Consider the following 22,276-nt stretch of genomic DNA (forward strand, 5'->3'; position numbering starts at 1 on the left):
CTTGAGGATTTATGACGACTTTAGTTAAATATATTTTATTATTTTCATTTTCATTTTCATTTTCATTTTCATTTTCATTTTCTGTTTATGGACAAGATTCTGATTTTGGAGGATCTTCCAGTAGTTCAACGGGGTCTGTCGATTTTTTAGTGAGTGGTGGTTATTCGCAAGCATTAATTAGTAATTCTAATTATACTGGATATAACGGAACAGTAAAACTTTTATTACCATTTGATAGAAGCTCTAATTTTTCATTTGGTATAAGCGGGAAATATGAGGCATTAACTTCGAGCGATAGTCCAAATTCTAATCCTAATGGCGTTGTTACTTCAACATATGAAGCTGGTTTTGTTGGATTAGATTTGGCTTACAAATTAACTTTTTCATTGTTGGATATTCAATTTAATCCATATGCATATTATGGTGTTTATAATTATTGGAACAGGGATACTAACTTCAGTGGTAGTATTATTTCTGCTAATCCAACTGTTAATTTAAATGTGCTCTATGGTGCTGGGTTATCATTTTTATTTAAATTGGGTTTTTTATATTTTGGACCTGCTGTTTATTATTCTCGCGGGTATATAGAAGCAGATGCTTATAATGACACCAATGGAAATTCGTTTGGACAAAATACCGGAATTTATCAAATTCTGGATCTTAACTTTTCTTTGGGATTATTTCTATGAAAAGTGCAAAAATATTCATTTTATTTATTATTTTCTTGGTTATACAAAGTTGCTCAGATCTGTCAGATTTAGAGGATCCTGGAAAAAAAGATGATCCCATTTCGCTTGCAAGTTTTGTTTCCTTACAGGATTTAGCAAATAAATCAATTTTAACTGGTACAGTTCAATTGTATTCAAGTTTTGGGACAAAGAGTGGATTGATTACCGTAGGTGATGCTAGCGGTTGTGTCGTGATGAACAATGGAAAACTAAAATGCTGGGGACAAAATGATAAATCTCAATTGGGAGATGGCACTGCAACTGATAGATCTTCCCCTGTTTGGGCTACTAGTGTAAATCCAGTAAGTAGTGCAGATATCATTGTTGCTGTTGTGTCAGGAAGATCTTCGACTTGTGCATATTTCTATACGGGTTTGAAATGTTGGGGAAATCAAGCATTGGGAGTTTTAGGAAATGGGCAGACTACAGGTTCTGCTACAACACCACAAGTAGTAACAAATGTCTCAGGCAGAACCATTAAATATATTCAATTAAATGATGGTTTTTCTTGTATTCAGGATACATCGGGTGTGGTTTCGTGTTGGGGTGATAATACAAAAGCACAATTAGGTAATGGAAATCAAACTTCTTCTACTACAGCAGTAAACTCGTCAATTAATGGTGTATCATCGCAGTTAATTGCACAAAATAATGATAGTTGTGCCTTGGTAAGCGGTGTTGTTAAATGTTGGGGGCAGGCTTTCAGTAATTCATCTCCATTTACTCCAGTGACAATTAATTTTGGTGGAAATATACCATCTCAATTGGGTGGTGGTACGACCTTTAATCCAAATTTAACTTGTGTAGTAATGGCAAATAGTACCGTTCAATGTTTTGGGGCAACTACAAATAGCAGTGGTGAATTAGGCAATGGAACAAACACAGCGCCAGCAAATGTAACTACAGGCTATACGGTTATAAATGCAATCACAAGTCAAGCGCTTAGCGGTGTTATGATGGTATCTACCGGTGATTCTGGAGCAAGTTTATCTTTTAATTATGGTTGTGCTGTTGCAGATGATTACACTAATGTTTATTGCTGGGGAAATAATAGTCTTGGAAATTTGGGTAATGGTTCTACTACGAATTCCAATAAAGCAGTAAAGGTCACTAAAACTTGGCCGAGTTCAGATATTATTGATCTTGCTGTAAGCGATGGACGTGCTTGTATATTACTTAAAAATAATGATGTCTGGTGCTGGGGTGGAAATTCTTATGGCAAAGGTGAACTTGGAAATGGGAATCTCACAGGAAATACTACAACTGCTATCAAAATACTGAACAGATATGATCCTTAAAAACAAATTACATTACTTTTAATTTTCTGCTGATAAAAAAGAATTATTATTGTTACTTTCATCAAATAGACGGACGAATTCGTTAGGAGCTTTGTCAAAAGGCAGAACGTTTTTATTCCCTGAAAAGCTTATACTTTTCCTGGTAAAATCTACAAAATAAGAAGATAAATCTGGCAAAGTAATTTGTGCCTCAGGAATATTATCATTTGTAACTACAAAGCCAGTTGTTATTCTTAAACGATCAGTAGGTATTGTTTTTAATAAAGACAAGCCATCTATTTTTGTAACTGGAGTATTAAATTCTAATAAATCAAGTATTGTTGCAAAAATATCAGATTGTGCTACTGGGGCATTTTGTTTGTGCAAAATTACATTATGATAATTTTTTGGTGGGACAACAAAAAATGCATTATGAATAATTTCCTTATCATATCCTTGATTAAATATAATATTTTCATTTTTTTCTTCAATATTATTGTTTTTTAATTCATCACTACTATTAGCATTACTAGATAATTTTGGCAAGTTAACATTTTTATCCATTGGAGCAAGTTCAACAGATTGCCCATGATCTGTTGTATAAAAGATCCAAATATTAGGATCTTTTTTTCTAGCTTCTTCAATAAGTTTACTTAAATAAATGTCAGAATAAACAATAGTATTATCGTAAGCATTTGTTCCGTTAGGATTGCTTTCAGGAAAAAATATTTTAAATTTTTTCTCAGAATGGCTACTATAAGGGTAATGGCTACCATCCATATGAGCAACAAACAGAAAGGGAGGTTTAATTTCACTTAAATGGGGTAAAATACTTTCATTGAGTACTTTTAAATCATCGGCTCCTTTTGAGACACTGACGTTACTACTAAAATCTGTTCCTGCACGATAATAATCAACGATATTTTTTCCACTTAATTGGTCAAAGTTTTTCCAGCGTAAATCCTGTGAACTTATAAAAGCTGTATTGTAGCCTCTAGCTTTAGCATATTCAAAAATAATTGGAGATGAATATATTCTCCCTTCTGGGTCTATATTTTGTTTTCCCACAAGCATATAGGGAACAGAAATTAAAGTATGCGGTCCTATACTAACAACATTATTAAAAGGAATTAAATCACCTTTTTCCGCAAGGAGATCGAGGTTAGGAGTTGTTTTGCGGTGATATCCATAAAGACTCATGTGGCTTTTTGCTACAGATTCGCCTATAATCCAAAGAATATTAGGCATTTTTTTATTTAATACTGCTTTTGGAATATTAGGTTTATCTTTTTTTAGTTGCTTAAAATAGAGAGATCTTCCTGTTTCAGGAATTGCAGCATAAAATGCTGAAGTAGCATTTTGATATTCTAATATAAGATACCAATTCATTCCGCATAGAATAGAAAGCGAAATTGCAAAAACAGCTGCTATGCTATTTATTAAATAATTAAATTTATATTTTTTTAAATTATTATTTAACAAATAAATAACAATAAAAGAAAATAATGTGAAGTATATAATTTTAATAAAATTTATATTTTCAAAACCTAATTGAAAAGAAAGAGCTGGTTGGCTAAAAAAGAATCTGATTCCGTAGGCACTTAATGGAGTTTTGTAAAAAGAATAGTGAATAGTCTGGATTGCTAATGGTAAAAAAAGTATTATTGAACCAATAAATTTTCCTATTAAATTTATTTTAAAAAGACTTCTGCTAATGATTACAAGTGATATTAATATTATGATACTTAGAAAATAATTAACAAAATATCGACCGCCAAAAATATCTAAAAAAAACGAGAAAGGCTTTTTAAAAACAAAAATATCATAGAATATAAAAAGAATGATAATGAGAAAATTATTTTTAATAGGACTTAAATTAGAAATTTTAGATTTTAATTTTCTTTGCATTTTATTTTAGCCAAAAAAATAAAAGTGATTTCAAATATTGAAATCACTTTTAAAAAGTAGTTCGAAACGAATTATCTTGCGTCGCTGCCTTGGCCATAACTTAATATTGCCATAGTACGTGCTCTTTTTACTGCAAGAGTTAATGCTCTTTGTTGTTGAGCACTTGCACCACTGATGCGACGAGGAACGATTTTACCGTGTTCTGTTACGAAACGGCGAAGTAACTGAGTGTCTTTATAGTCAAAAGTAATTTGCGGATCTAGCGTACGCTTTGGTCTAGAATAGCGACGTTTTTTCTTTACTGTGGATACTGCCATGGAAAAACTCCTAATGAAGTTCAATAACGAATATGCAGGCAGCAGCGTTGGGCTTTAACATGCCGACGCAGCGACTCAACAAAACTAAGAATTGTCAAATAAGCACAGCTAGCTCCTATCGTCAAGTTAAAAGAGAGTTTGTTCTGGCAGACGTGAGACTTCTTTGCTTTTTTTTCCATTTTGATTTTGCTTCAAGAAATTTTTTAGAAGATCTTTACCAGTAATTTCTGGTTTTACCTCCGTATTTTTTTCAATAATATCTTTTAGTTGATAAAGCAGAAAGAGAGAGTCTTTTGGTGTTATTTCATTTAAATCTAATTTCTTAATAATTTCAATTACATATGTGTTGTTTAAGGAAATATCCGAATTACTTTGTCCGGTTTCTGTTTCCTTTGTTGATATTTCAGAATTTTCGACTGATTTTGTTGGGATAGCGGAATGCTCAACATGCGAAAATGATTTTAAATTTGTTTGTTCTAAACCATTCAGAACATCTTCTGCTCTAGAAATTACAGTTTGTGGTAAACCAGCTAAGGCTGCAACATGGATTCCATAGCTTTTTCCAGCACTTCCTTGTAAATAGCGTCGAGTAAATAAAATTTTATTTTTTTCTATAATTTCAGATACTTCCATAAACATTGGCTGAATATTGGTTTTTTCTTTGGTGACTTCGTAAAGTTCATGATAATGGGTTGAAAATAAAGTCCTTGCTTGCACAATGTCGTGTAAATATTCAAGAATAGACCAAGCTAATGAAAGACCATCATAGGTTGATGTTCCTCTACCTATTTCATCTAACAAAAGTAAGCTTTTTGGAGTGGCAAATTTCAGCATATTTGCAGTTTCTAACATTTCAACCATGAACGTTGATTGATTTTTTAGTGCATGATCAGCTGAACCAATCCGGGTGAAAATTCTATCAGCAATTCCTATTTCAGCTTCAGCAGCAGGAACGAAACTACCCATTTGACTTAAAATTTGGGTTAAAGCAACCTGTCGCATTAATGTACTTTTTCCTGCCATATTCGGGCCTGTAATCAAATGTAACAAAGGCTGTGTTTGATTATCATTACCAAGTTTGCTGCCTAATTTAATTTCATTTGGGATAAAAGGTTCAGCAGAGGATAAATTTTGAGCAAGAATGGGGTGAGTACTTTTCTTTAAATGAATGTATGGTTCACTAATAATTGTTGGTTTGCACCATTGATATGTATTTGCTAATTTTGCGAAATTTAAGCAAAGATCTATTTCAGCAATAATGCTTGCTGTTTCAGATAAGTATTGTGAATATTCTAAACATTTTTGCCTAATATCTTCAAATAATTCTTTTTCTAATATAATTCTTTTATCGCCAGCACTGAGAGCTTGTTCTTCTAAATCTTTTAGCTCAGGAGTTATATATCTTTCACAATTTGTTAGAGTTTGTTTGCGGATAAAATGTTTAGGTGCTTGCGCAGTTTTTCCTTTTGAAATTTCAAAATAGTATCCAAATGCTCCTGTATATCCAATTTTTAATGTTTGAATTTGGGAAGAATCTTTTTCTTTTTTTTCAAGCTCTTCAAGCATTTTATTAAAATTATGAGTTAAATTTATTGCAATATCTAATTCCTTAGAAAAACCGAGATTAAAAATGTCTCCACCTTTTCCTAAAATGCTTGCAGGTTCAGATACGAATGCTTTTTCTAATAGTCTAGTTAAAGGCTCTAATAATTTTATTAAATTATTATTAGAAAAAATATTTCCAAGAAGTTTTGTACTATTTTTATTTACTAATAGAGCATGAAGTTCTGGTAACAATTGCAAGGTGTGACGCAACCAAGCTAACCCTTTAGGGTCAATATTTCTTTGCGCAATTTTCGCTAGTAACCTTTCAATATCTGCAGTTTGTCTTAATATTTCTGTCAAATCATGAATGAGATTTTCTGTTTCTAAAATGTCACTAACTTTAGTGAAAGATTCATTGATTTCTATTTCATTTTTATATGGATATTTTAATCTTGTTAGTAACAATCTGCTTCCTGATGCTGTTGTGCATTTGTTCAAAAAATGAAACAAGCTTCCTTTTTTTTCACCTGTAGATGTGTAAAAAAAATCTAAATGTTTTTTTGTGGCATCATCAATAATTAAATGATTATTTAATTCATAAACAGAGATGTGCTGGATATTTTTTAGAATATTTTTCTGAGTGCTTTTTAAATAATGCAATATAGCAGCTATTGCTTGCAGACTGTTGTTTACAGTATTTAACCCAAATCTGTTAAAATCGTTTTTTTGAAAAAATTCAGTGAATAATTCGGAACAACTTTCATTTGAATTAATTAACCATTTTTCTATAAAATTTATTGAAATTTGATTTTTTAATTGTAAAGATTTTTGAATTTTTTGAATTACATCTTTTATATTTTGCGGAATTAAAATTTCTTTGGGAGAAATAGTAGCGATTTCTTCCGATAAAAGAAGAAAATCTAAATTATGTGTTACTTTAAATTCTCCTGTTGATACATCGATATATGCTAAAGTATATTTTTTTTTATTTTCTAAAATACTAGCTAAATAGCACCCAAATTTTGTTTCGTTATTTAACTCGTCATCATCTAAATCACCAGGTACGGCTGGAGTAGCAATACGGGTAATTTCTCTTTTGACAATTCCTTTCGCTTGTCTTGGATCTTCAACTTGATCACAGACAGCGACTTTAAAACCAGCTAAAACACATTTTTTTAAGGCATTTTTATAACCTACAACTGGTACACCAGCCATTGGGACAGGGTTGTCACTACTTTTGTCCCTAGAAGTTAAAGTTAAAGAACATAAATCAGAAGCTATAATAGCATCAATTCCAAACAGTTCGTAAAAATCTCCCATTCTAAAAAAAAGCAAAGCATCAGGAAATTCATCTTTTGCTGCTTTAAATTGTTTCATCATTGGAGAATCTAATTGTTTTATTGCAATTCCGGAGCAATGTTCGCTACTCAAACGCTCTAAAGCGGGTTTTAAATGGGGAGGAAATTCTTTTCCAATAGCTTGCCACTGAGAGAGAAGATAATGTTGTTTGTGAAAGTCGTTGCTATTTTGTTCGGTCATTTACTTGCCCTTTTCGAACTGAAAATACGATAGAGCAAAACTATAAAATAGAAAAAAATCAGAGTAAAACTTACTCTGATTTTTCTCTTCTAGACACACTGCGTTGATTAGCGGCTAAAATTCGCTTTCTAATGCGAATGTTTTTTGGAGTGATTTCTATCCAATCATCGTCTTCAATCCAATCTAGCGTAGTTTCAAGGCTAGGTTTGGTTATTGGAGATAGTTTTGTAGAGTCATCAGAACCAGCTGCACGCATATTTGTAAGTTTTTTCTCTCTGACTGGATTTACATCTAAGTTAGAGTCACGGCTGTGTTCGCCGATAACCATACCTTCATATACTTCTTCACCTGAACTGACAAAAAGGCGACCTCTTTCTTCAAGTCCAAACAAAGCATACTCAGTTGTTTTACCAGAACGGTCTGAAATAAGTGCTCCATTTACGCGGGACAAAAAGTTTCCACGGCTTGATTCCCAACCTTCAAAGTAACTGGACATAAGTCCTTCACCTTTTGTATCAGTTAAAAAAGTGCTTCTGTATCCAAGTAGTCCACGTGTTGGTATACTAAATTCAATTCTTGTTCTACCATTGTTGAAAGCCTGCATATTTTCTAAACGACCTTTGCGGATAGAAAGCTTTTCAGTTACAGCTCCAACGCTATTATCAGGAACGTCTAAAACAACTCTTTCTACAGGCTCTAGTTCAACTCCGCCTTCCATTTTGGTAATTACTTTGGGACGGCCAACCATACATTCGCCACCAGAACGGCGTAAATTTTCCATCACAATAGCAATTTGAAGCTCGCCTCTCGCTTTTAATATGAAAACTTCAGGAGAATTTGTGCTTTCAATTTTTAAAGCCACGTTATTCATTGCTTCTTTGTATAAAAACTCAGAAAGTTTGTTACTTGTTAAATAAGTACCTTCTCTACCAGCCATTGGTGAAGTGTTTACACTCACTTCAACACCCACAGTTGGTGGGTCAACTTCAATTCTTGGTAAAGCTTCAGGATTAGATGCGTCTGCAATAGTGTCACCAATTGCTAAATCATTTAAGCCAGTTGCAACTATGGCAATATCTCCAGCAGAAACTGATTCAACATCAACTTGTTCTAGACCTCTATAAGCTCTTACTTTGATTACTTTAGCTTGTTGGTTTTTACCTTCTTTATTAATCAAAACAATACTTTGATTTGCTTGAAGAGATCCTCTTTCAACTCTCCCAATTGCCAATCGACCTAAAAAGTTATTGTAACTTAAATTGTTTATTAACATTTGCGCTCCGCCTTCAAGAGAAACCTTTGGCGGTGGAACGTGTTCTAAAATGGTATCGAATAAATCTTGTAAGTTTTCTTTTTGAGTATCTTTTTCTTTACTTGCCCAACCATTTCTGCCAGATGCATACAATATTGGGAAATCAAGATGATGATCTTCCGAGGACAATTCGAGGAATAAATCTTGAACCATATTAGATACTTCATCTATTCTGGCATCAGGTCTATCTACCTTATTGATGATTAAAATCATTTTTAAGTTACGTTGTAAGGCTTTTTGTAAAACGAAACGAGTTTGTGGTAACGGGCCTTCAGCAGCATCGACCAATAAAATTGCGCCATCAACCATCATGAGAGTTCTTTCAACTTCTCCACCAAAGTCAGCGTGGCCTGGAGTATCAACAATATTAATGCGCACATCTTTATACACCATGGAAGCATTTTTTGCAGCAATTGTGATTCCGCGTTCACGTTCTAGATCCATGCTATCCATGACACGTTCTGCAACGGTTTGATGTGCTGCAAATGTTCCAGATTGTTGAAGTAATTTATCAACCAATGTTGTCTTTCCATGGTCAACATGGGCGATGATTGCGATGTTACGCAAATTTCCGTTGATCGTTGTCATACATAACCTTTCATAAAAGAAGCTTGGATCGTTACCAAACCTTTATCCGCTAAGTTGGTATTCATATTTTGTTTAAAAAGCAAATCAAATTATTGTAAGCTATCATAAATGTGAAGAGTTTCTTTAGCCATTTCTAACCAAGAATATTTCTGAATCCAAGTGAAACCATTTTTGACTATAGCCTGAACCTCTTTAGACTCTGTTTGGAGACCAAATTCTATTCCAGCTTGAATTTCGTTTAATTTTAAAGGATCTACATAAATAGCATTATTTCCCATAATCTCTGGCAGAGATGTTGTATTGCTAACAATACTTGGAATTCCACAAGCGGCCGCCTCTATGGGGGGGAGTCCAAATCCTTCATATAGAGAAACATAAATAAAAATTTTGCTTAAACCATATATTATTGGAAAATCTTCTTCAGCAACATAAGTTAAAGTCTTTATTTCTTTATTACAGTTGTAGTTTTGTTTTAAATCTTCTATTTGTTCTTTAATATTAGTTAAAATAACTAAAGGTAAATTAAAGTTACCTAAGCAGTAACTTTCAAGTACTTTTGCCAAATTTTTGTGAGGTTTGCTATTGCCTAAAGTGAAAATATATTTTTCTGGAAGATCGTATTTTTTTAATACGCTAATTATTTTTTCTTGTGAGAAAAAATTTAGAGGTTTAAAATTATTTTGAACACCATTGTAAATTACATGAATTAATTCGGGTTTTATATTAAAGTATTTAATAATTTCTTGTTTCGAGAAATTTGAAACTGTGATAATTGCTTTTGCTTTTTTTAATTTTCTTTGGAGAAAAAATTGATAATAAAATCTTTTGATAAAAGAATAATTATTACCTAAAGCTAAATGATTCATGTCGTGGATGGTAGCTATTAAAGGAACTGTACTAAGTAACGGAACGATAAATTGTGGTGAATGGAAAATATCTGGTTTATATTTTTTTATTACAAAAAATAATTCTATTTGACTTTTTAAAGAAAAAACAGAGTTTTTTAAGATAATTAATTTAAAATTTGAGGGTAATGCTTCATCTAGAAATACATTATCATTATTAATTAGTATAAAATAAGTTTTGTCATTTCCGGAGGCAATTTTGAATAAGTTTAATAAAAGTTCTTTGACGTGCCTTGCTATACCATGTTCAGAATTTTTAATAGCTATTCTGGCATCTATCATTATAGCTTGCTTACTACTCATTTCCACCTCGGTTAATTAAAATACCCTTTTTTGGATAAAGTAACATTTAAGATAATCGGAAGAATCATTTAATGCAAGGCGTGTATGACAAGGTGATTGTTCTCCTTTATGGAGAAGAACCCAATTACCTTTATCAAATCCTTTCGAAACAGAGTCTAGAAATAATTCATCATTTACATGTCTACTACAGCTACAAATCACTAAAATTCCATTATCAGACAATAAACGTGAAGCTAGTTTTGCTAAACGGGTATATGCTCTGGAGGCCTCTGATACATGTTTTTTTGCTTTAGCAAAAGCAGGTGGGTCAGCAATGATTAAATCAAATTTATAATTTTCTTTATTTAATTTTTGCAAATGTTCAAATAAATCTCCATGTAAGGTTGTTATTTGAGATTCTTTTATACTGTTTAGTTGGATATTTTCTTTGGCTAAATTTAAAGCCCAAGCATCTTGATCTATTAAAGTTAAATCTTGAACGCCCAATTTTGCAGCTGTTGCACTCCATGCTCCAGCATAACTACAAATATCTAAACTTTTTTCAATTTTAGAATGCGGTATTATTTTTTCTAAAAATTTTAAATTATTTCTTTGATCTAAAAATAATCCTGTTTTTTGAGCTTTATTCAAATAGAATTTTATTTTTAAATTTGCAAAATTACAATTTACAAGAAAATTATTTAATTCTTTTCCTTCTCTAATCCAACGGGTTCGTTCTGGTAAATTTTCTAATTTTCTAATTTGCCCAGTACTTCTTTCAAATATTGGTAGTGTTGTAAACTTAAGTAACGCTTCTGTTACATAAGGTAATAAAAACTCGCCAACTATAGATGAGATCTGTAATACATAAACAGAATTATAAAAATCTATTGCGATTGAAGGAAAAAAATCATTATCACCATGTGAAATTCTATATGCTTCAGTATTCGCAAAATGAAAATGTTTTTTATTATTTTGTAATTTATTTAAGTGTTCGTAAAAAAATTCAACTAATTTTTCATTTGTAAAAAAATTATTTTCTATAAAATTATGAAAATTATCCGAAAAAAATCGAACAGAAATTAGACTATTTTTATGATAAATACCATATTTATTTGTTTCCTTAATGCGCACTATAGCAATTTTCTGTTCATTTAAAACAGAATCATCTAAGTGAATAACTTGATTGCTAAAAAGCCAAGGGCTTGTGAAGGATTTTACATTTATTCCTTTAGTTTCTAATTCTTGGATAGAAATCAAGGGAGACTCCCAAAAGCGAAATTATTTATGATTGATGTCCTTTCCATTTACATGGAATAAATGATATAATCCTCTTTATCTTTTTTTGTAAAATATTTGAACAGGAATTTTGCTTGATGTAAATAAGCGCCTGCTTTCTGAAAAACAAAGGAAAGCGTGCTTTCATTTTTGAGGTGCTTCATGAAAAAAGTGATACGAAATGTATCAGAACTTACTATTTCAAAAGAATCCCTTTCTTCAATGCCTTATGCGAATCGTGTGATGATGGTTTCCCCGGCCTATTTTAATGTGGAAAATCCAATCAATGCACATATGCGTCAGTCAGATGGTTCTTTACATAAGTTAGATAAAAATCTAGCCGTAGAGCAGTGGTATAATTTAAAAGCCACTTACGAAAAGTTGGGATTTAATGTTTTTGTTGTTGATCCCGTCGATGAGCTACCAGATATGGTATTTTGTGCGAATCAAAGTTTTCCTTATTTAGATTCATGCGGAAACTTTAATGCTGTTTTATCGAATATGTTCAATGATACTAGAAATGAAGAAGTGTCTTATATTAATTCTTTTTTAATTGGTCAGGGATATGAAACTCACCGAATAGCATCAAGAACTTTAGGATATTATTTTGAATCTATGGGTGATGCTTTATGGTTGCCAGGCTATCGATTTATCCTTGGTGGTTATGGATTTAGAACGGATAAAAGAATTTATCAATTTTTATCTGAAACAACAAATGCTCCTATTGCAATATTTGAATTAAAACACCCAAAATTTTATCACTTAGATACATGTTTAAGTATTTTAGATGATAAAACTGCTTTAGCTTGTAAAGATGCTTTTACTAATGAAGGTTGGCAACTGCTTAATAAAATATTTCCAAAAGTTGTTGAAGTTCCTTTACATGAGGCTGACTCTCCAGGTTTTGCTTGCAATGCACATTGCCCAGATCGTCGCCATGTTATTATTCAAAAAAACTGTGTGCAAACAAATTCAAATTTGAAAGCAGCTGGTTTTATTCCTGTTGAGGTTGATACTTCTGAGTTTATAAAATCAGGGGGTTCTGTATTTTGTATGAAACTCATGTTTTTTTAAATATATAAATTTAATTAAGTTTTTTTAATTTACTATCCATCAATCTATTGTACAGCGATTTAAATTCATTCTATTTGAATTGACACTTTCTTGCAGTATAGATTTTTATGGCATAGCTTAACCTTTGCATTTGTTTGAGTGACAAACTCAAACTTATCTTATTAGAAGATTCTTTAAAAATTGTTTTTTTCGATACTTTATTTGGAGAGTTGATAAATGGCTCAAAAATTATCAAATCAGCTTTTGGTAGCTTTTTATAAAGAAATGCTACTTGGGCGTCGCATTGAAGAGCGAGTTGGACAACTGTATGTTCAACAAAAATTTAGTGGATTTTGTCATTTGTATATTGGCCAAGAAGCAGTTGGCACTGGTTGTTTAAATGCAATTAGAAAGGGAGAAGACTATGTGATTACAGGATATCGTGATCACTTTCTTCCAATCGTATTAGGTATGGATCCTGGTGTGATGCTTGCTGAGTTACTTGGTAAAGTAACAGGTTGTGCTAGAGGTAAAGGCGGCTCCATGCATATGTTCTCTGAAAAATTACGTTTCATGGGAGGACATGGAATTGTCGGAGGACAAGTTCCGCTTGCAGTTGGTGCTGGATGGAGAATTAAATATAAAAAAGAAGACAATGTTGCTCTTTGTTTTTTAGGTGATGCTGCTATCAATCAGGGTCAGTTTCATGAAGCTTTAAATATGGCTGCTATTTGGGATCTGCCTTGTATCTTTATAGTTGAAAACAATATGTACGGAATGGGTACTGCTATTTCAAGAACATGTACATTAGAACACCTTGCTGATAGAGCAAAAGGTTATAATATGCGCCAAGCTATTGTTGATGGTCGAAATGTTATCAATACCTATACTCAGATGAAAGAAATTGTAGAAGAAACACGTAAAACTTCAAAACCAATTCTTGTTGAAGCTCAAACTTATCGTTTCCGTGGTCACTCTGTATCCGATCCTGGAAATTATAGAACAAAAGATGAAGTGGAAAAAGAACGTAGTCGTGATTGTTTAATATTACTGAAAGATGCTATGTTGCATCAAAAAGCAGCAAAAGAAGATGATTTTGAAAAATTTGAAGAAGAAATTGCTGATAGAGTTGAACAAGCAGTGACGTTTGCTGATGAGTCTCCAGAACCTGGACTCGAAGAAATTTATGAACACGTTCTTGTATAATTTTTTAAAAGTTAGAGGTTTATAATATGGCTGTATTAACTTTACGTGAAGCTTTAAATCAAGCTTTGACAGAAGAAATGGAAAGAGACCCAAATGTTTTCATTATGGGTGAAGAAGTTGCGCAATATGATGGCGCTTATAAAGTAACAAAAGGAATGCTCGCAAAATTTGGTCCAATGCGAGTTGTCGATTCACCAATTTCTGAGGCTGGTATTGCTGGTCTTGGTGTAGGCGCTGCTATGTGTGGTTTACGTCCTGTTATTGAAATGATGACTTGGAATTTTGCCATTCAAGCTTTTGACCAAATCATCAATCACGCCGCAAAAATGTTATATATGAGTGGTGGTCAATATAAAGTACCAATGGTTATCCGTGGACCACATGGAGCTGCGCACATGCTTAGTGCTCAGCACAGCCAATGCGTTGATCACATGTTAGTGAATTGCCCTGGTTTAAAAATTGTGAGTACAGTTATTCCCGCAGAAGCTAAAGGCTTAATGAAATCAGCAATCCGTGATGACAATACTGTTTTATTTTTAGAAAGTGAAATGATGTATGGTCGCACAGGGGAAGTTCCTGAAGGTGAATATACTATTCCGCTAGGTGTTGGTGATATTAAACGTGAAGGAACTGATGTTACTTTAGTAGCTTGGAATAAAATGGTTTATGTAGCGCAAGATGTTGCTGCTGAGCTAGAAAAAGAAGGAATTAGTGTGGAAATTATAGATCCACGAACATTAATGCCTTTAGATGAAGATCTTATTTTTAATTCTGTGAAAAAAACAAACAGATTAGTTGTTTTAGAAGAGGGCTGGGGCGTGGCTTCTTTTGGGTGTCACATTGTAGATAGAGTTGTAAAAGAATGTTTTGATTATCTTGATGCTCCACCAGAAAGAGTTACTAATTTGTTCGTTCCAATGCCATATAATGAAAGACTTGAGCATGAAGTCATGCCGACGGCAGAAAGAACTATTTCTGCAATTAAAGCTGTATTATATAAATAATGAATGAAACTTTGGAGAAATAAATTATGGCAACTGTAATGGAAATGCCAAAACTTTCAGATACCATGTCCGAAGGTTCTGTTGCGCGTTGGTTAAAAAAAGAAGGTGAGAAAGTTTCTGCTGGAATTCCTATCATTGAGATTGAAACAGACAAAGCAACAATGGAATATGAATCCCCAGCGGGAGGAATACTTTTAAAAATTCTCGTTGGTGATGGACAAAAGTGTCCACTGCAAGCACCTATTGCCGTGATTGGTAAAGATGGAGAAAAATGGGAAGAAGCGTTAGAAAAATATAATGCAAAAAAAGGGGGAGCTTCTTCAGCTCCAGCTTCTAGTGCTCCTAAAAAAGAAGAAAAAGCAGCGACTCCTGCGCAAAGTTCTGCAAGTAAAACAGCAACATCTTCACAAACCAATGATTTAGTAAAAGCCAGTCCATTAGCTAAAAAAATAGCTGAAGACAAAGGAATTGATTTAAAATCTATTCAGGGCAGTGGACCGAATGGACGAATTGTTCAACGGGATCTTGCACAAGTTTCTTCTTCAAGTGGTGTTGCGACCGCTGGAGCTCCAAGCTTTGCTTTTGGAGCTGCTGAAGTTGAAAAAATTCCTCACACCAATATGCGCAAGACAATTGCGAAACGCCTGACGGAAAGTCTGCAAACTTCGCCACATTTCTACTTAACAGTAAGTATTAATATGACTAATTTGCTTGCTTGGCGAAAAGATGTAATAGCTAAACTCTCTGAAGCAGAAAAATTTAGTGTAAATGACTTAGTTATTTTTCTAACTTCCAGAGCTTTAAAACGTCATCCAGAAATCAATTCATCTTGGCAAGACGATCATGTTGCAAGATATCGCGATGTGCATATGAGTGTTGCTGTTGCATTACCTAATGGATTAATGACTCCTGTGGTTAGACATGCTGATAAATTAACTGTCGTACAAATTGCGCAAGAAACAAAACGTCTTGTTAAACTTGCTAAAGATGGAAAATTGCAACCAAATGACTATGCTGGGGGTACTTTTTCTGTTAGTAATTTAGGCATGGCTGGGATTGAAAGTTTCACCGCGATTATTAATCCACCACAAGCAGCAATTTTAGCTGTAGGGGCAACAGTTCCTACACCTGTTGTTTTAGCGAATGGTTCCGTTGGTGTAGAACAAAGAATGAAAGTTACGTTAAGTTGTGACCATAGAGTTATCGATGGTGCTTTAGGAGCAGAATTCTTAAAAACATTACGTCAATTTTTTGAAGATCCTGTGTCCGCTTTATTTTTAGGTTAAATAATTTTTTTATATAAACAAACTCATTACTGGCCTATTTGTTAGTAATGAGTTTTTTTCATGTTGGGAAACATTAAAATGGTTAAAGAAACGAAGGTTGAATTGGTTAGATTAAACGTACTTTTGCAAGAATATGGAGTTTCATCAAGAAGAAAAGCAGATGAATTAATTGAAGCAGGTAATGTACAAGTTAACGGAAAAATAATTAAAACTTTAGGTATTAAAGTAGAAAAAAATTCTTCAATAAGTGTTAATGGAAAGATATTAAAATCAATTCCTACAAAGGTAACGTATCTTTTTAATAAACCATTTATGACTATTACTAGCAGAAAAGATGAAAAAGAAAGAACAACCATATTTGACCTTCCTGAGTTAAAAAAATTACCTTTAAATGTTCAGTCTGTTGGTAGATTGGACTATCGTAGCGAAGGTTTACTTATCTTAACAAATGATGGTGACTTATCATTAGCTTTATCGCATCCAAAGTATTCAGTAGAAAAAACCTATGCAGTTCTTGTTTCATCTACTTTTACAATCGAAGATTCAGAAAAATTAAAAAAAGGTGTTGAATTAGAAGACGGTTTAGCTAAAGCAATTTCGGTTAAAATTGGTTCAAAAGAAAAATTAGGTAATAGTTTAGGACAATGGATAGAATTGGTTGTTACTGAAGGTCGGAATCGATTAGTGCGAAGAATGTTAGAAGCTATTGGCTTAAGCGTAGTTCGTTTAATTAGAGTAGCAATTGGAGATATTCGCTTGCCAGCAAAACTTGAAGCAGGTAAAATGCGAGTTGTTACTGAAATTGAAGGTAAGTATTTATCTAATCTTAAAAAGAATATGTTACAAGAAATTAATGAAAAATCAAAATTTACTCCTAGTAAAGATATTTTAGAAAAAAGAAAACTAAAGAAAAAAGTAACATTAAATGATATAGAATATGCAAAAGAAGCTGAACGTCGAGAAAAACGAGCTACACTAATATCTAAATTAAGAAAAAAAGAACTTGCACAAAATGAACAAAAAAGACATACTTGGAAAGGGAAAGATTCTAATAATTCTTTCACTGAAAAAAGGTTAGAAACCAAAGAAAATATCTATAAAACAGATAAAAAAGAAAAGAGTTTTAATAAAACTAATTTAGAATTTAAATCTAAAGAACAGATAAATTCTAATATGGATACTAAAAAAGCTATTTTTAAAGGAAAAGAGACCAGAAAACTAAATGATTTAGATAAAAAAGAATTTGAATTAAAGAAAAAGAGAAAAACTACTAATGATAAAAATAATTCTCGTAGTAGTGGAAGAAAAACAAATCAAAGGAAAAAATAATGGATTATGATTTATATTGGTTATATCTAATTATTGGAATATCTTTTCTTTTAGTAGAAATTTTTTCATTAACTTTTTATTTTTTACCTATCGGTTTAGCAGCTATACTAACTGGTATTTTTGCTATTTTTACAAATAATGTTTATTTTCATGTTGGATTATTTAGCATTCTAGGTATATTTTTGTTTTTCTTTATATCTAAATGGAAAAAATCACGATTTTTAAAACCAAAGGGTTCTCAACATATTGCAGGTTTGGTTGGGCAGCAAGGTATTGTTGTTGAAAACTATCAATCCCCGCAAATATCTGGAAAAGTAAAAATATTTTCTGATGTATGGGAAATATATTGGGACATTCACCAAGAAAATAGCTTACGCCAACTGAAAGAAGGTGATGTTGTTAAGGTAATCTCAGTCGAAGGAAATAAAATTAAAGTTGAAAAGTTAAGTTAAGTTTTTAATTTGGAGATATTTATGCAAGAAATGAATTTGATGCCAATGTTATTACTCATTGGTATAGTTGTGTTAGTTGTGTATATTTTTTCTCGTTACATTATTGTTATTAGGCAACAAGAATGTGTCATTATCGAAAGGTTAGGTAAATTTCACACAATTCTGAATTCAGGTTTGAATATTTTGATTCCTTTTGTTGACCAATCAAGACAGATATTATGGAGTCGCAATGGTGTTATTACAAATGTTGATAGAATAGATATGCGCGAAGTTGTTATAGATATTCCAGAACAAAAAGTAATTACCAAAGATAATGTTGGAATTATTGTTGATGCTATTATTTATGTTCAAATAACAGACGTAAAACGCGCTGCATATGAAATTCAATCATTACCATGGGCTGTTGCTCAGCTTACACAAACGACTTTAAGAAGTTTAGTAGGTGAAATGGATCTTGATCATACTTTAAGTAGTCGTGATACCATAAATTCCAGACTTAAAATGGTGTTAGACGAAGCCACTGATAAGTGGGGCTTGAAAGTTAATAGGGTTGAATTGAAAAATGTTTCTCCACCACCAGATGTGCAAATGGCGATGGAAAAACAAATGCAAGCTGAGAGAGAAAGAAGAGCTAATGTTCTTGCAGCTGAAGGATCTAAACAAAGTCAAATTTTAAATGCTGAGGGTGAAAAAAGGTCTAGAATTGAACACTCTGAAGGTGAAAAACAAGAAAAAATCAATCAAGCGTTAGGCGATAAAGAGGCAATGATTGCAAGAGCTTTTGGTCAAGCAAAAGCCATAGAAGATGTCGCAGCAGCGCAAGCAAAGGCTATTGAATTTGTCAAAGAAGCTTTTGGTTCGTCCGATGTAGCAGCTAACTACCTTATAGCTATGGAATACTTAAAACGCTTTGGCGAAATGACGCAAAAGAATACTGATAAAGTTTTTATTCCTTATGAAGCAACTTCAGTTCTTTCTTCAATTGGAGCTATTGGAGATATTTTAAATAAAGTTTCACAAGATCCTTCTAAAATAACTCACCTAAAAAAATAAAATTTTGCTAGGAAAAAAAATATAAGGAAAAAAATTCTTATACATCGCTTTTCTTTTTCTTTAACATAGAAGAGGAGGAAAAGCCTTGAACTCAAATAGTAAATCAAATATTTGGATGACTGAACACGTCTCAGCAACTGAAATGTACCTTTCAGAAGTTGAAGAAGTTATTTATCAAGGAAAATCAACTTATCAAGAAATTATAATTGTTAAATTAGTAAATGGTCATAAAGCTTTATATTTAGATGATCAATTACAATCAACAACATTTGATGAAAAAATATATCATGAATTACTAGTTCACCTTCCCTTTACGATTCATGGAAGTCCTAAAAATGTATTAATTATTGGTGCAGGAGAAGGCGCAAGTGCTAGAGAAGCTTTAAAGTGGAGAACTATAAATTCTTTAACATTAATTGAGTTAGATCCAGAAGTGGTAAACTGTTGTAATAAATTTTTGCCAGAAATGAATGATGGTGCTTACTATAATGAAAAAGTAAATCTTATATTTACAGATGCAGTTGAGTATTTAAAGAATTGCAATGAAAAATTTGACATAATAATTTGTGATTTATGTGATCAAGATCTCGATAGAAATGAAATAATAAATGAAAAATTTTTGTTATTATGCAAAAAAATACTTAATAAAAAAGGAAATATATTAATACAGTCTGGTGAATTGCCATTTAAAAAAGATGAAACATTTGTAAAATATATCCAAATGTTAAAAAATAATTTTACATATTTAAAATTATTTACAACATGGATTCCTTCTTACTGTAGAAATTGGGCATTTGTAGTTTTACAAAATGAACCAATAAATTGTTTGAGCATGGAAAATGTTAATAAAATAATTAATAAAAATGTCTTGAAAGAACTTCTGTTTTTTAATGCAAAAACATACTTAGGAATATTTAATCCTCCAAAGTATGTTCAAGAATTGGAAAAGTAACTGGCATTTATTAGGGTAAAAGTAAATGGGTTATTGAATGATAAATAGAAAAATTATATTCTTTTGTTTACTAGCTTATTTATTTCAATTTGTAATTGAAGTAATTAATATTTCTGCTAGTTCTTTTTTTATAGATACTCTAGGGGCAGAAGAACTTCCAAAAGCGTTAATAATTTCTTCATTATTAACTCCAATAACAATTATACTATTGGCACAATTTGAAAAAATAAAGAACTCTCGACAATATAAAATAATTGTTTTCTTAGTGCTTTCTTTGATTTATTTAGGAATTAACTTTTACTATACAGCAAGTCCTAATTTCTATGAAAAGACAGTCTGGATGTATCAAATTTTTGGAAATCTATTTTCACTAATTAGTATTATATTATACTGGAATTTAATTAATTCATATTTTTATGTATTTGAATCAAAGCTGTTTTTTTCATATTTTATAATTTCAGAAGAATTTGGCGCAATTACATCTGATATTTTAATTAATAAGGTTTTTTATAGTTTAAGTCTTTTTCAGTATTTTTTACTTGATATATTTATCATTTCTGTTCTTTTTCTTTCTTATTTATATGTATTCAGAATTAAAAAAATAAATTCTGATGATGTTATTGAAGGAAATCAGGTGGTTGATAGTGATGAAAAAATTTTAAAAAATAAACATTTATTTAATTTGGTTTTTTTATATATTGTAGTTATTTGTTTATTTCATTTTATTACTGCATTTATAAATTATCAATTTAATGTTTCTGCTGGTGCTACATATGGAAGTACTGAAGAGTTAAATAAATTTTTTTCAGAGTTCCAACTATTTTCTAGTATTTTAATTATACTTAGTAGTTATTTATTAAGTAGATTTCTCTTTACTAAATCAAAAATAATAATGCAGCATATTATATATGGATGCTGTCTGTTGGTGTTAGTGTATTTAATGAATTTAGAATATACTTTTTATGTTATTGCTGGGGTTGAATTAATAAAAGTTGTACTTGAGCACTCCTTATTTCAAACTTCTTATGAACATTTTACTTCATCTTTTAGCGAAATTATAAGTGATAAAATTCGTAACTACACTGAAGGTTTTTTTGTACCTATGATAATTGTTGTTTCTGGTTTTTGTATGAATTTGTTTCCAACAAAATTTAGTTTTTATTATTTGAATTTTAATCTTTTAATTTGTATATCGATTGTAATATTTTTAGCATTTCTTATAAAAAAATACTATTACATTTTTCATTTGAATATTGCAAAAAATAAAATAAGCAACATCCGTTCTGTTCAAGCTTTGGGCGAAAAAAACAATATCCAAGCACTTGAAATACTCCAAAGTAACTATAATAAAACTGATGATAAATTTATTAAAAAAAACATAGTAATTTCAATTGGGAAAATAAATAGTGAAAAATCTATAGACTATATTTTCTCCGTCTTATCTTCAGGAGATGAATTTCTCCAAGCGGCCGCAGTTGATGCATTATTTGAATACAAGTCTTATAAAGTCGATTACTTATTAGTTCAATTTATCATTGGACAGCAAAATAAAAGCCTTTATATAAGGCATAAAATAATTTCATTTATAAATAAAGTTTATAAAAATGCTATAGTTCCTTTTTTTATGCATTTACTTTATAGTGATGATCAAAGAGTTGTTGCCAATGCAGTAGAAAATTTTTGGGACATAAAAGACAAAAAAATAATTCCATTCATGCTAAAATTTTTAACTCATAAAAGTAATAGAGTAAGAGCTAATGTTATTATTTTAATTTATAAGTTTGATATTTCATATTACAATAAATCGTGCATTATTGCTTTACAAGCATTAAAAAACTCGAAAGAATTAAATGATAATTTGTCTTTTGTGTTTGTTGTAGGTTTTTTACGTCTCGAAAAATATTCTAATTCAGTAGAAAAAGTATATGAACGATTGAAAAATACTCCTTTGTTTAAAGAAAGACTTGTAGAAAATTTTGCTTTTTCATTTTCAGCTTTAGATAATCCTATTGGTGATGATTTATTTCAATTTTTATTTATGGACGCTCAAAAATTTCCGCAAACTTTACTTTATAAATTTCGTTTGCTAGATTTGGCAAATAGAATTAAAATATTAAATACATTTATGCTGGGAGGTTTTGGTGACATTGTAGAACAAAATTTACTAACAAATTTTAAAAACTCTATTTATGATTTTAGCTTTGAACTTGAAATGCTTGAAGAAATTATCAGCAAAAATGTAAAGGAATAGTATTGTTAAAT

17 protein-coding genes are annotated in these 22,276 nt (G+C 31.4%); 11 read left to right on the forward strand and 6 right to left on the reverse strand.

Annotated elements, in window-relative coordinates; translation table 11 throughout:
- The first annotated feature begins 11 nt into the window (after window positions 1-11).
- Together QEJ31_RS12280 and QEJ31_RS12285 are read left to right on the forward strand one after the other, a co-directional pair.
- Window positions 12-689 carry a hypothetical protein gene (locus QEJ31_RS12280; RefSeq protein WP_280590511.1) on the forward strand — a complete coding sequence of 226 codons (678 nt, stop codon included), beginning with the start codon at window positions 12-14 and terminating at the stop codon, window positions 687-689.
- The gene (locus tag QEJ31_RS12285; protein WP_280590512.1) at window positions 686-2,026 is read left to right on the forward strand and encodes a hypothetical protein; all 1,341 of its coding nucleotides are present in this window, start codon (window positions 686-688) and stop codon (window positions 2,024-2,026) included. Before QEJ31_RS12280 ends, QEJ31_RS12285 begins: the two co-directional genes overlap by 4 nt.
- Window positions 2,027-2,044: 18 nt before the next feature.
- Here QEJ31_RS12285 and QEJ31_RS12290 read toward each other — a convergent pair whose 3' ends face one another.
- The 6 genes from QEJ31_RS12290 to QEJ31_RS12315 all read right to left on the reverse strand — a co-directional run bounded on the left by QEJ31_RS12290 (window position 2,045) and on the right by QEJ31_RS12315 (window position 11,661).
- Window positions 2,045-3,913: a sulfatase-like hydrolase/transferase gene (locus QEJ31_RS12290; RefSeq protein WP_280590514.1), complete on the reverse strand. Its 1,869-nt coding sequence runs from the start codon at window positions 3,911-3,913 to the stop codon at window positions 2,045-2,047.
- Window positions 3,914-3,984: 71 nt separating this feature from the next.
- Entirely contained in the window at window positions 3,985-4,230 is a 246-nt protein-coding gene (rpsR, locus tag QEJ31_RS12295; protein ID WP_158997104.1) for a 30S ribosomal protein S18, read from the reverse strand.
- A 126-nt stretch (window positions 4,231-4,356) separates the two neighbouring features.
- On the reverse strand, window positions 4,357-7,314 hold the full coding sequence (gene mutS, locus QEJ31_RS12300) for a DNA mismatch repair protein MutS (RefSeq protein WP_280590517.1): 2,958 nt from the start codon (window positions 7,312-7,314) through the stop codon (window positions 4,357-4,359).
- 70 nt (window positions 7,315-7,384) lie between these two features.
- Window positions 7,385-9,214 carry a translational GTPase TypA gene (gene typA, locus QEJ31_RS12305; protein WP_280590519.1) on the reverse strand — a complete coding sequence of 610 codons (1,830 nt, stop codon included), beginning with the start codon at window positions 9,212-9,214 and terminating at the stop codon, window positions 7,385-7,387.
- 89 nt (window positions 9,215-9,303) lie between these two features.
- The gene (locus tag QEJ31_RS12310; RefSeq protein WP_280590520.1) at window positions 9,304-10,422 is read right to left on the reverse strand and encodes a glycosyltransferase family 1 protein; all 1,119 of its coding nucleotides are present in this window, start codon (window positions 10,420-10,422) and stop codon (window positions 9,304-9,306) included.
- 15 nt (window positions 10,423-10,437) lie between these two features.
- Window positions 10,438-11,661, reverse strand: a complete 1,224-nt coding sequence (locus QEJ31_RS12315; protein ID WP_280590522.1) for a class I SAM-dependent methyltransferase — start codon at window positions 11,659-11,661, stop codon at window positions 10,438-10,440.
- Window positions 11,662-11,841: 180 nt separating this feature from the next.
- Here QEJ31_RS12315 and QEJ31_RS12320 point away from each other — a divergent pair, with 180 nt between their 5' ends.
- The 9 genes from QEJ31_RS12320 to QEJ31_RS12360 all read left to right on the forward strand — a co-directional run bounded on the left by QEJ31_RS12320 (window position 11,842) and on the right by QEJ31_RS12360 (window position 22,265).
- On the forward strand, window positions 11,842-12,753 hold the full coding sequence (locus QEJ31_RS12320) for an arginine deiminase-related protein (RefSeq protein ID WP_280590524.1): 912 nt from the start codon (window positions 11,842-11,844) through the stop codon (window positions 12,751-12,753).
- A gap of 216 nt (window positions 12,754-12,969) precedes the next feature.
- Window positions 12,970-13,938: a pyruvate dehydrogenase (acetyl-transferring) E1 component subunit alpha gene (gene pdhA, locus QEJ31_RS12325; RefSeq protein WP_280590526.1), complete on the forward strand. Its 969-nt coding sequence runs from the start codon at window positions 12,970-12,972 to the stop codon at window positions 13,936-13,938.
- Between the two features lie 26 nt (window positions 13,939-13,964).
- Complete coding sequence (locus QEJ31_RS12330; RefSeq protein ID WP_280590528.1) at window positions 13,965-14,942, forward strand: pyruvate dehydrogenase complex E1 component subunit beta; 978 nt, start codon at window positions 13,965-13,967, stop codon at window positions 14,940-14,942.
- A gap of 26 nt (window positions 14,943-14,968) precedes the next feature.
- A complete protein-coding gene (locus QEJ31_RS12335; RefSeq protein WP_280590530.1) occupies window positions 14,969-16,228 on the forward strand; it encodes a pyruvate dehydrogenase complex dihydrolipoamide acetyltransferase in 1,260 nt (419 codons plus the stop codon).
- Between the two features lie 78 nt (window positions 16,229-16,306).
- Window positions 16,307-17,557: a pseudouridine synthase gene (locus tag QEJ31_RS12340; protein ID WP_280590532.1), complete on the forward strand. Its 1,251-nt coding sequence runs from the start codon at window positions 16,307-16,309 to the stop codon at window positions 17,555-17,557.
- The gene (locus tag QEJ31_RS12345) at window positions 17,557-18,009 is read left to right on the forward strand and encodes an NfeD family protein (RefSeq protein ID WP_158997114.1); all 453 of its coding nucleotides are present in this window, start codon (window positions 17,557-17,559) and stop codon (window positions 18,007-18,009) included. Before QEJ31_RS12340 ends, QEJ31_RS12345 begins: the two co-directional genes overlap by 1 nt.
- Window positions 18,010-18,030: 21 nt before the next feature.
- Entirely contained in the window at window positions 18,031-19,062 is a 1,032-nt protein-coding gene (locus QEJ31_RS12350) for an SPFH domain-containing protein (protein WP_280590534.1), read from the forward strand.
- A gap of 85 nt (window positions 19,063-19,147) precedes the next feature.
- Window positions 19,148-20,014 (forward strand): RsmD family RNA methyltransferase, encoded by an 867-nt coding sequence (locus QEJ31_RS12355; RefSeq protein ID WP_280590536.1) that lies wholly within the window; start codon window positions 19,148-19,150, stop codon window positions 20,012-20,014.
- A gap of 37 nt (window positions 20,015-20,051) precedes the next feature.
- A complete protein-coding gene (locus tag QEJ31_RS12360) occupies window positions 20,052-22,265 on the forward strand; it encodes a hypothetical protein (protein WP_280590538.1) in 2,214 nt (737 codons plus the stop codon).
- The last annotated feature ends 11 nt before the right edge of the window (window positions 22,266-22,276 follow it).

Source organism: Pigmentibacter sp. JX0631, assembly GCF_029873255.1.
Classification (GTDB): Bacteria; Bdellovibrionota_B; Oligoflexia; order Silvanigrellales; family Silvanigrellaceae; genus Silvanigrella.

What these genes read in the sequence shown, in the direction of transcription:
- QEJ31_RS12360 (WP_280590538.1), top strand. Translation starts at nt 20,052, where the DNA reads ATGATAAATAGAAAAATTATATTCTTTTGTTTACTAGCTTATTTATTT.
- QEJ31_RS12290 (WP_280590514.1), bottom strand. Translation starts at nt 3,913, where the DNA reads ATGCAAAGAAAATTAAAATCTAAAATTTCTAATTTAAGTCCTATTAAA.
- QEJ31_RS12285 (WP_280590512.1), top strand. Translation starts at nt 686, where the DNA reads ATGAAAAGTGCAAAAATATTCATTTTATTTATTATTTTCTTGGTTATA.
- mutS (WP_280590517.1), bottom strand. Translation starts at nt 7,314, where the DNA reads ATGACCGAACAAAATAGCAACGACTTTCACAAACAACATTATCTTCTC.
- QEJ31_RS12320 (WP_280590524.1), top strand. Translation starts at nt 11,842, where the DNA reads ATGAAAAAAGTGATACGAAATGTATCAGAACTTACTATTTCAAAAGAA.
- QEJ31_RS12340 (WP_280590532.1), top strand. Translation starts at nt 16,307, where the DNA reads ATGGTTAAAGAAACGAAGGTTGAATTGGTTAGATTAAACGTACTTTTG.
- pdhA (WP_280590526.1), top strand. Translation starts at nt 12,970, where the DNA reads ATGGCTCAAAAATTATCAAATCAGCTTTTGGTAGCTTTTTATAAAGAA.
- rpsR (WP_158997104.1), bottom strand. Translation starts at nt 4,230, where the DNA reads ATGGCAGTATCCACAGTAAAGAAAAAACGTCGCTATTCTAGACCAAAG.
- typA (WP_280590519.1), bottom strand. Translation starts at nt 9,214, where the DNA reads ATGACAACGATCAACGGAAATTTGCGTAACATCGCAATCATCGCCCAT.
- QEJ31_RS12330 (WP_280590528.1), top strand. Translation starts at nt 13,965, where the DNA reads ATGGCTGTATTAACTTTACGTGAAGCTTTAAATCAAGCTTTGACAGAA.
- QEJ31_RS12280 (WP_280590511.1), top strand. Translation starts at nt 12, where the DNA reads ATGACGACTTTAGTTAAATATATTTTATTATTTTCATTTTCATTTTCA.
- QEJ31_RS12310 (WP_280590520.1), bottom strand. Translation starts at nt 10,422, where the DNA reads ATGAGTAGTAAGCAAGCTATAATGATAGATGCCAGAATAGCTATTAAA.
- QEJ31_RS12350 (WP_280590534.1), top strand. Translation starts at nt 18,031, where the DNA reads ATGCAAGAAATGAATTTGATGCCAATGTTATTACTCATTGGTATAGTT.
- QEJ31_RS12335 (WP_280590530.1), top strand. Translation starts at nt 14,969, where the DNA reads ATGGCAACTGTAATGGAAATGCCAAAACTTTCAGATACCATGTCCGAA.
- QEJ31_RS12345 (WP_158997114.1), top strand. Translation starts at nt 17,557, where the DNA reads ATGGATTATGATTTATATTGGTTATATCTAATTATTGGAATATCTTTT.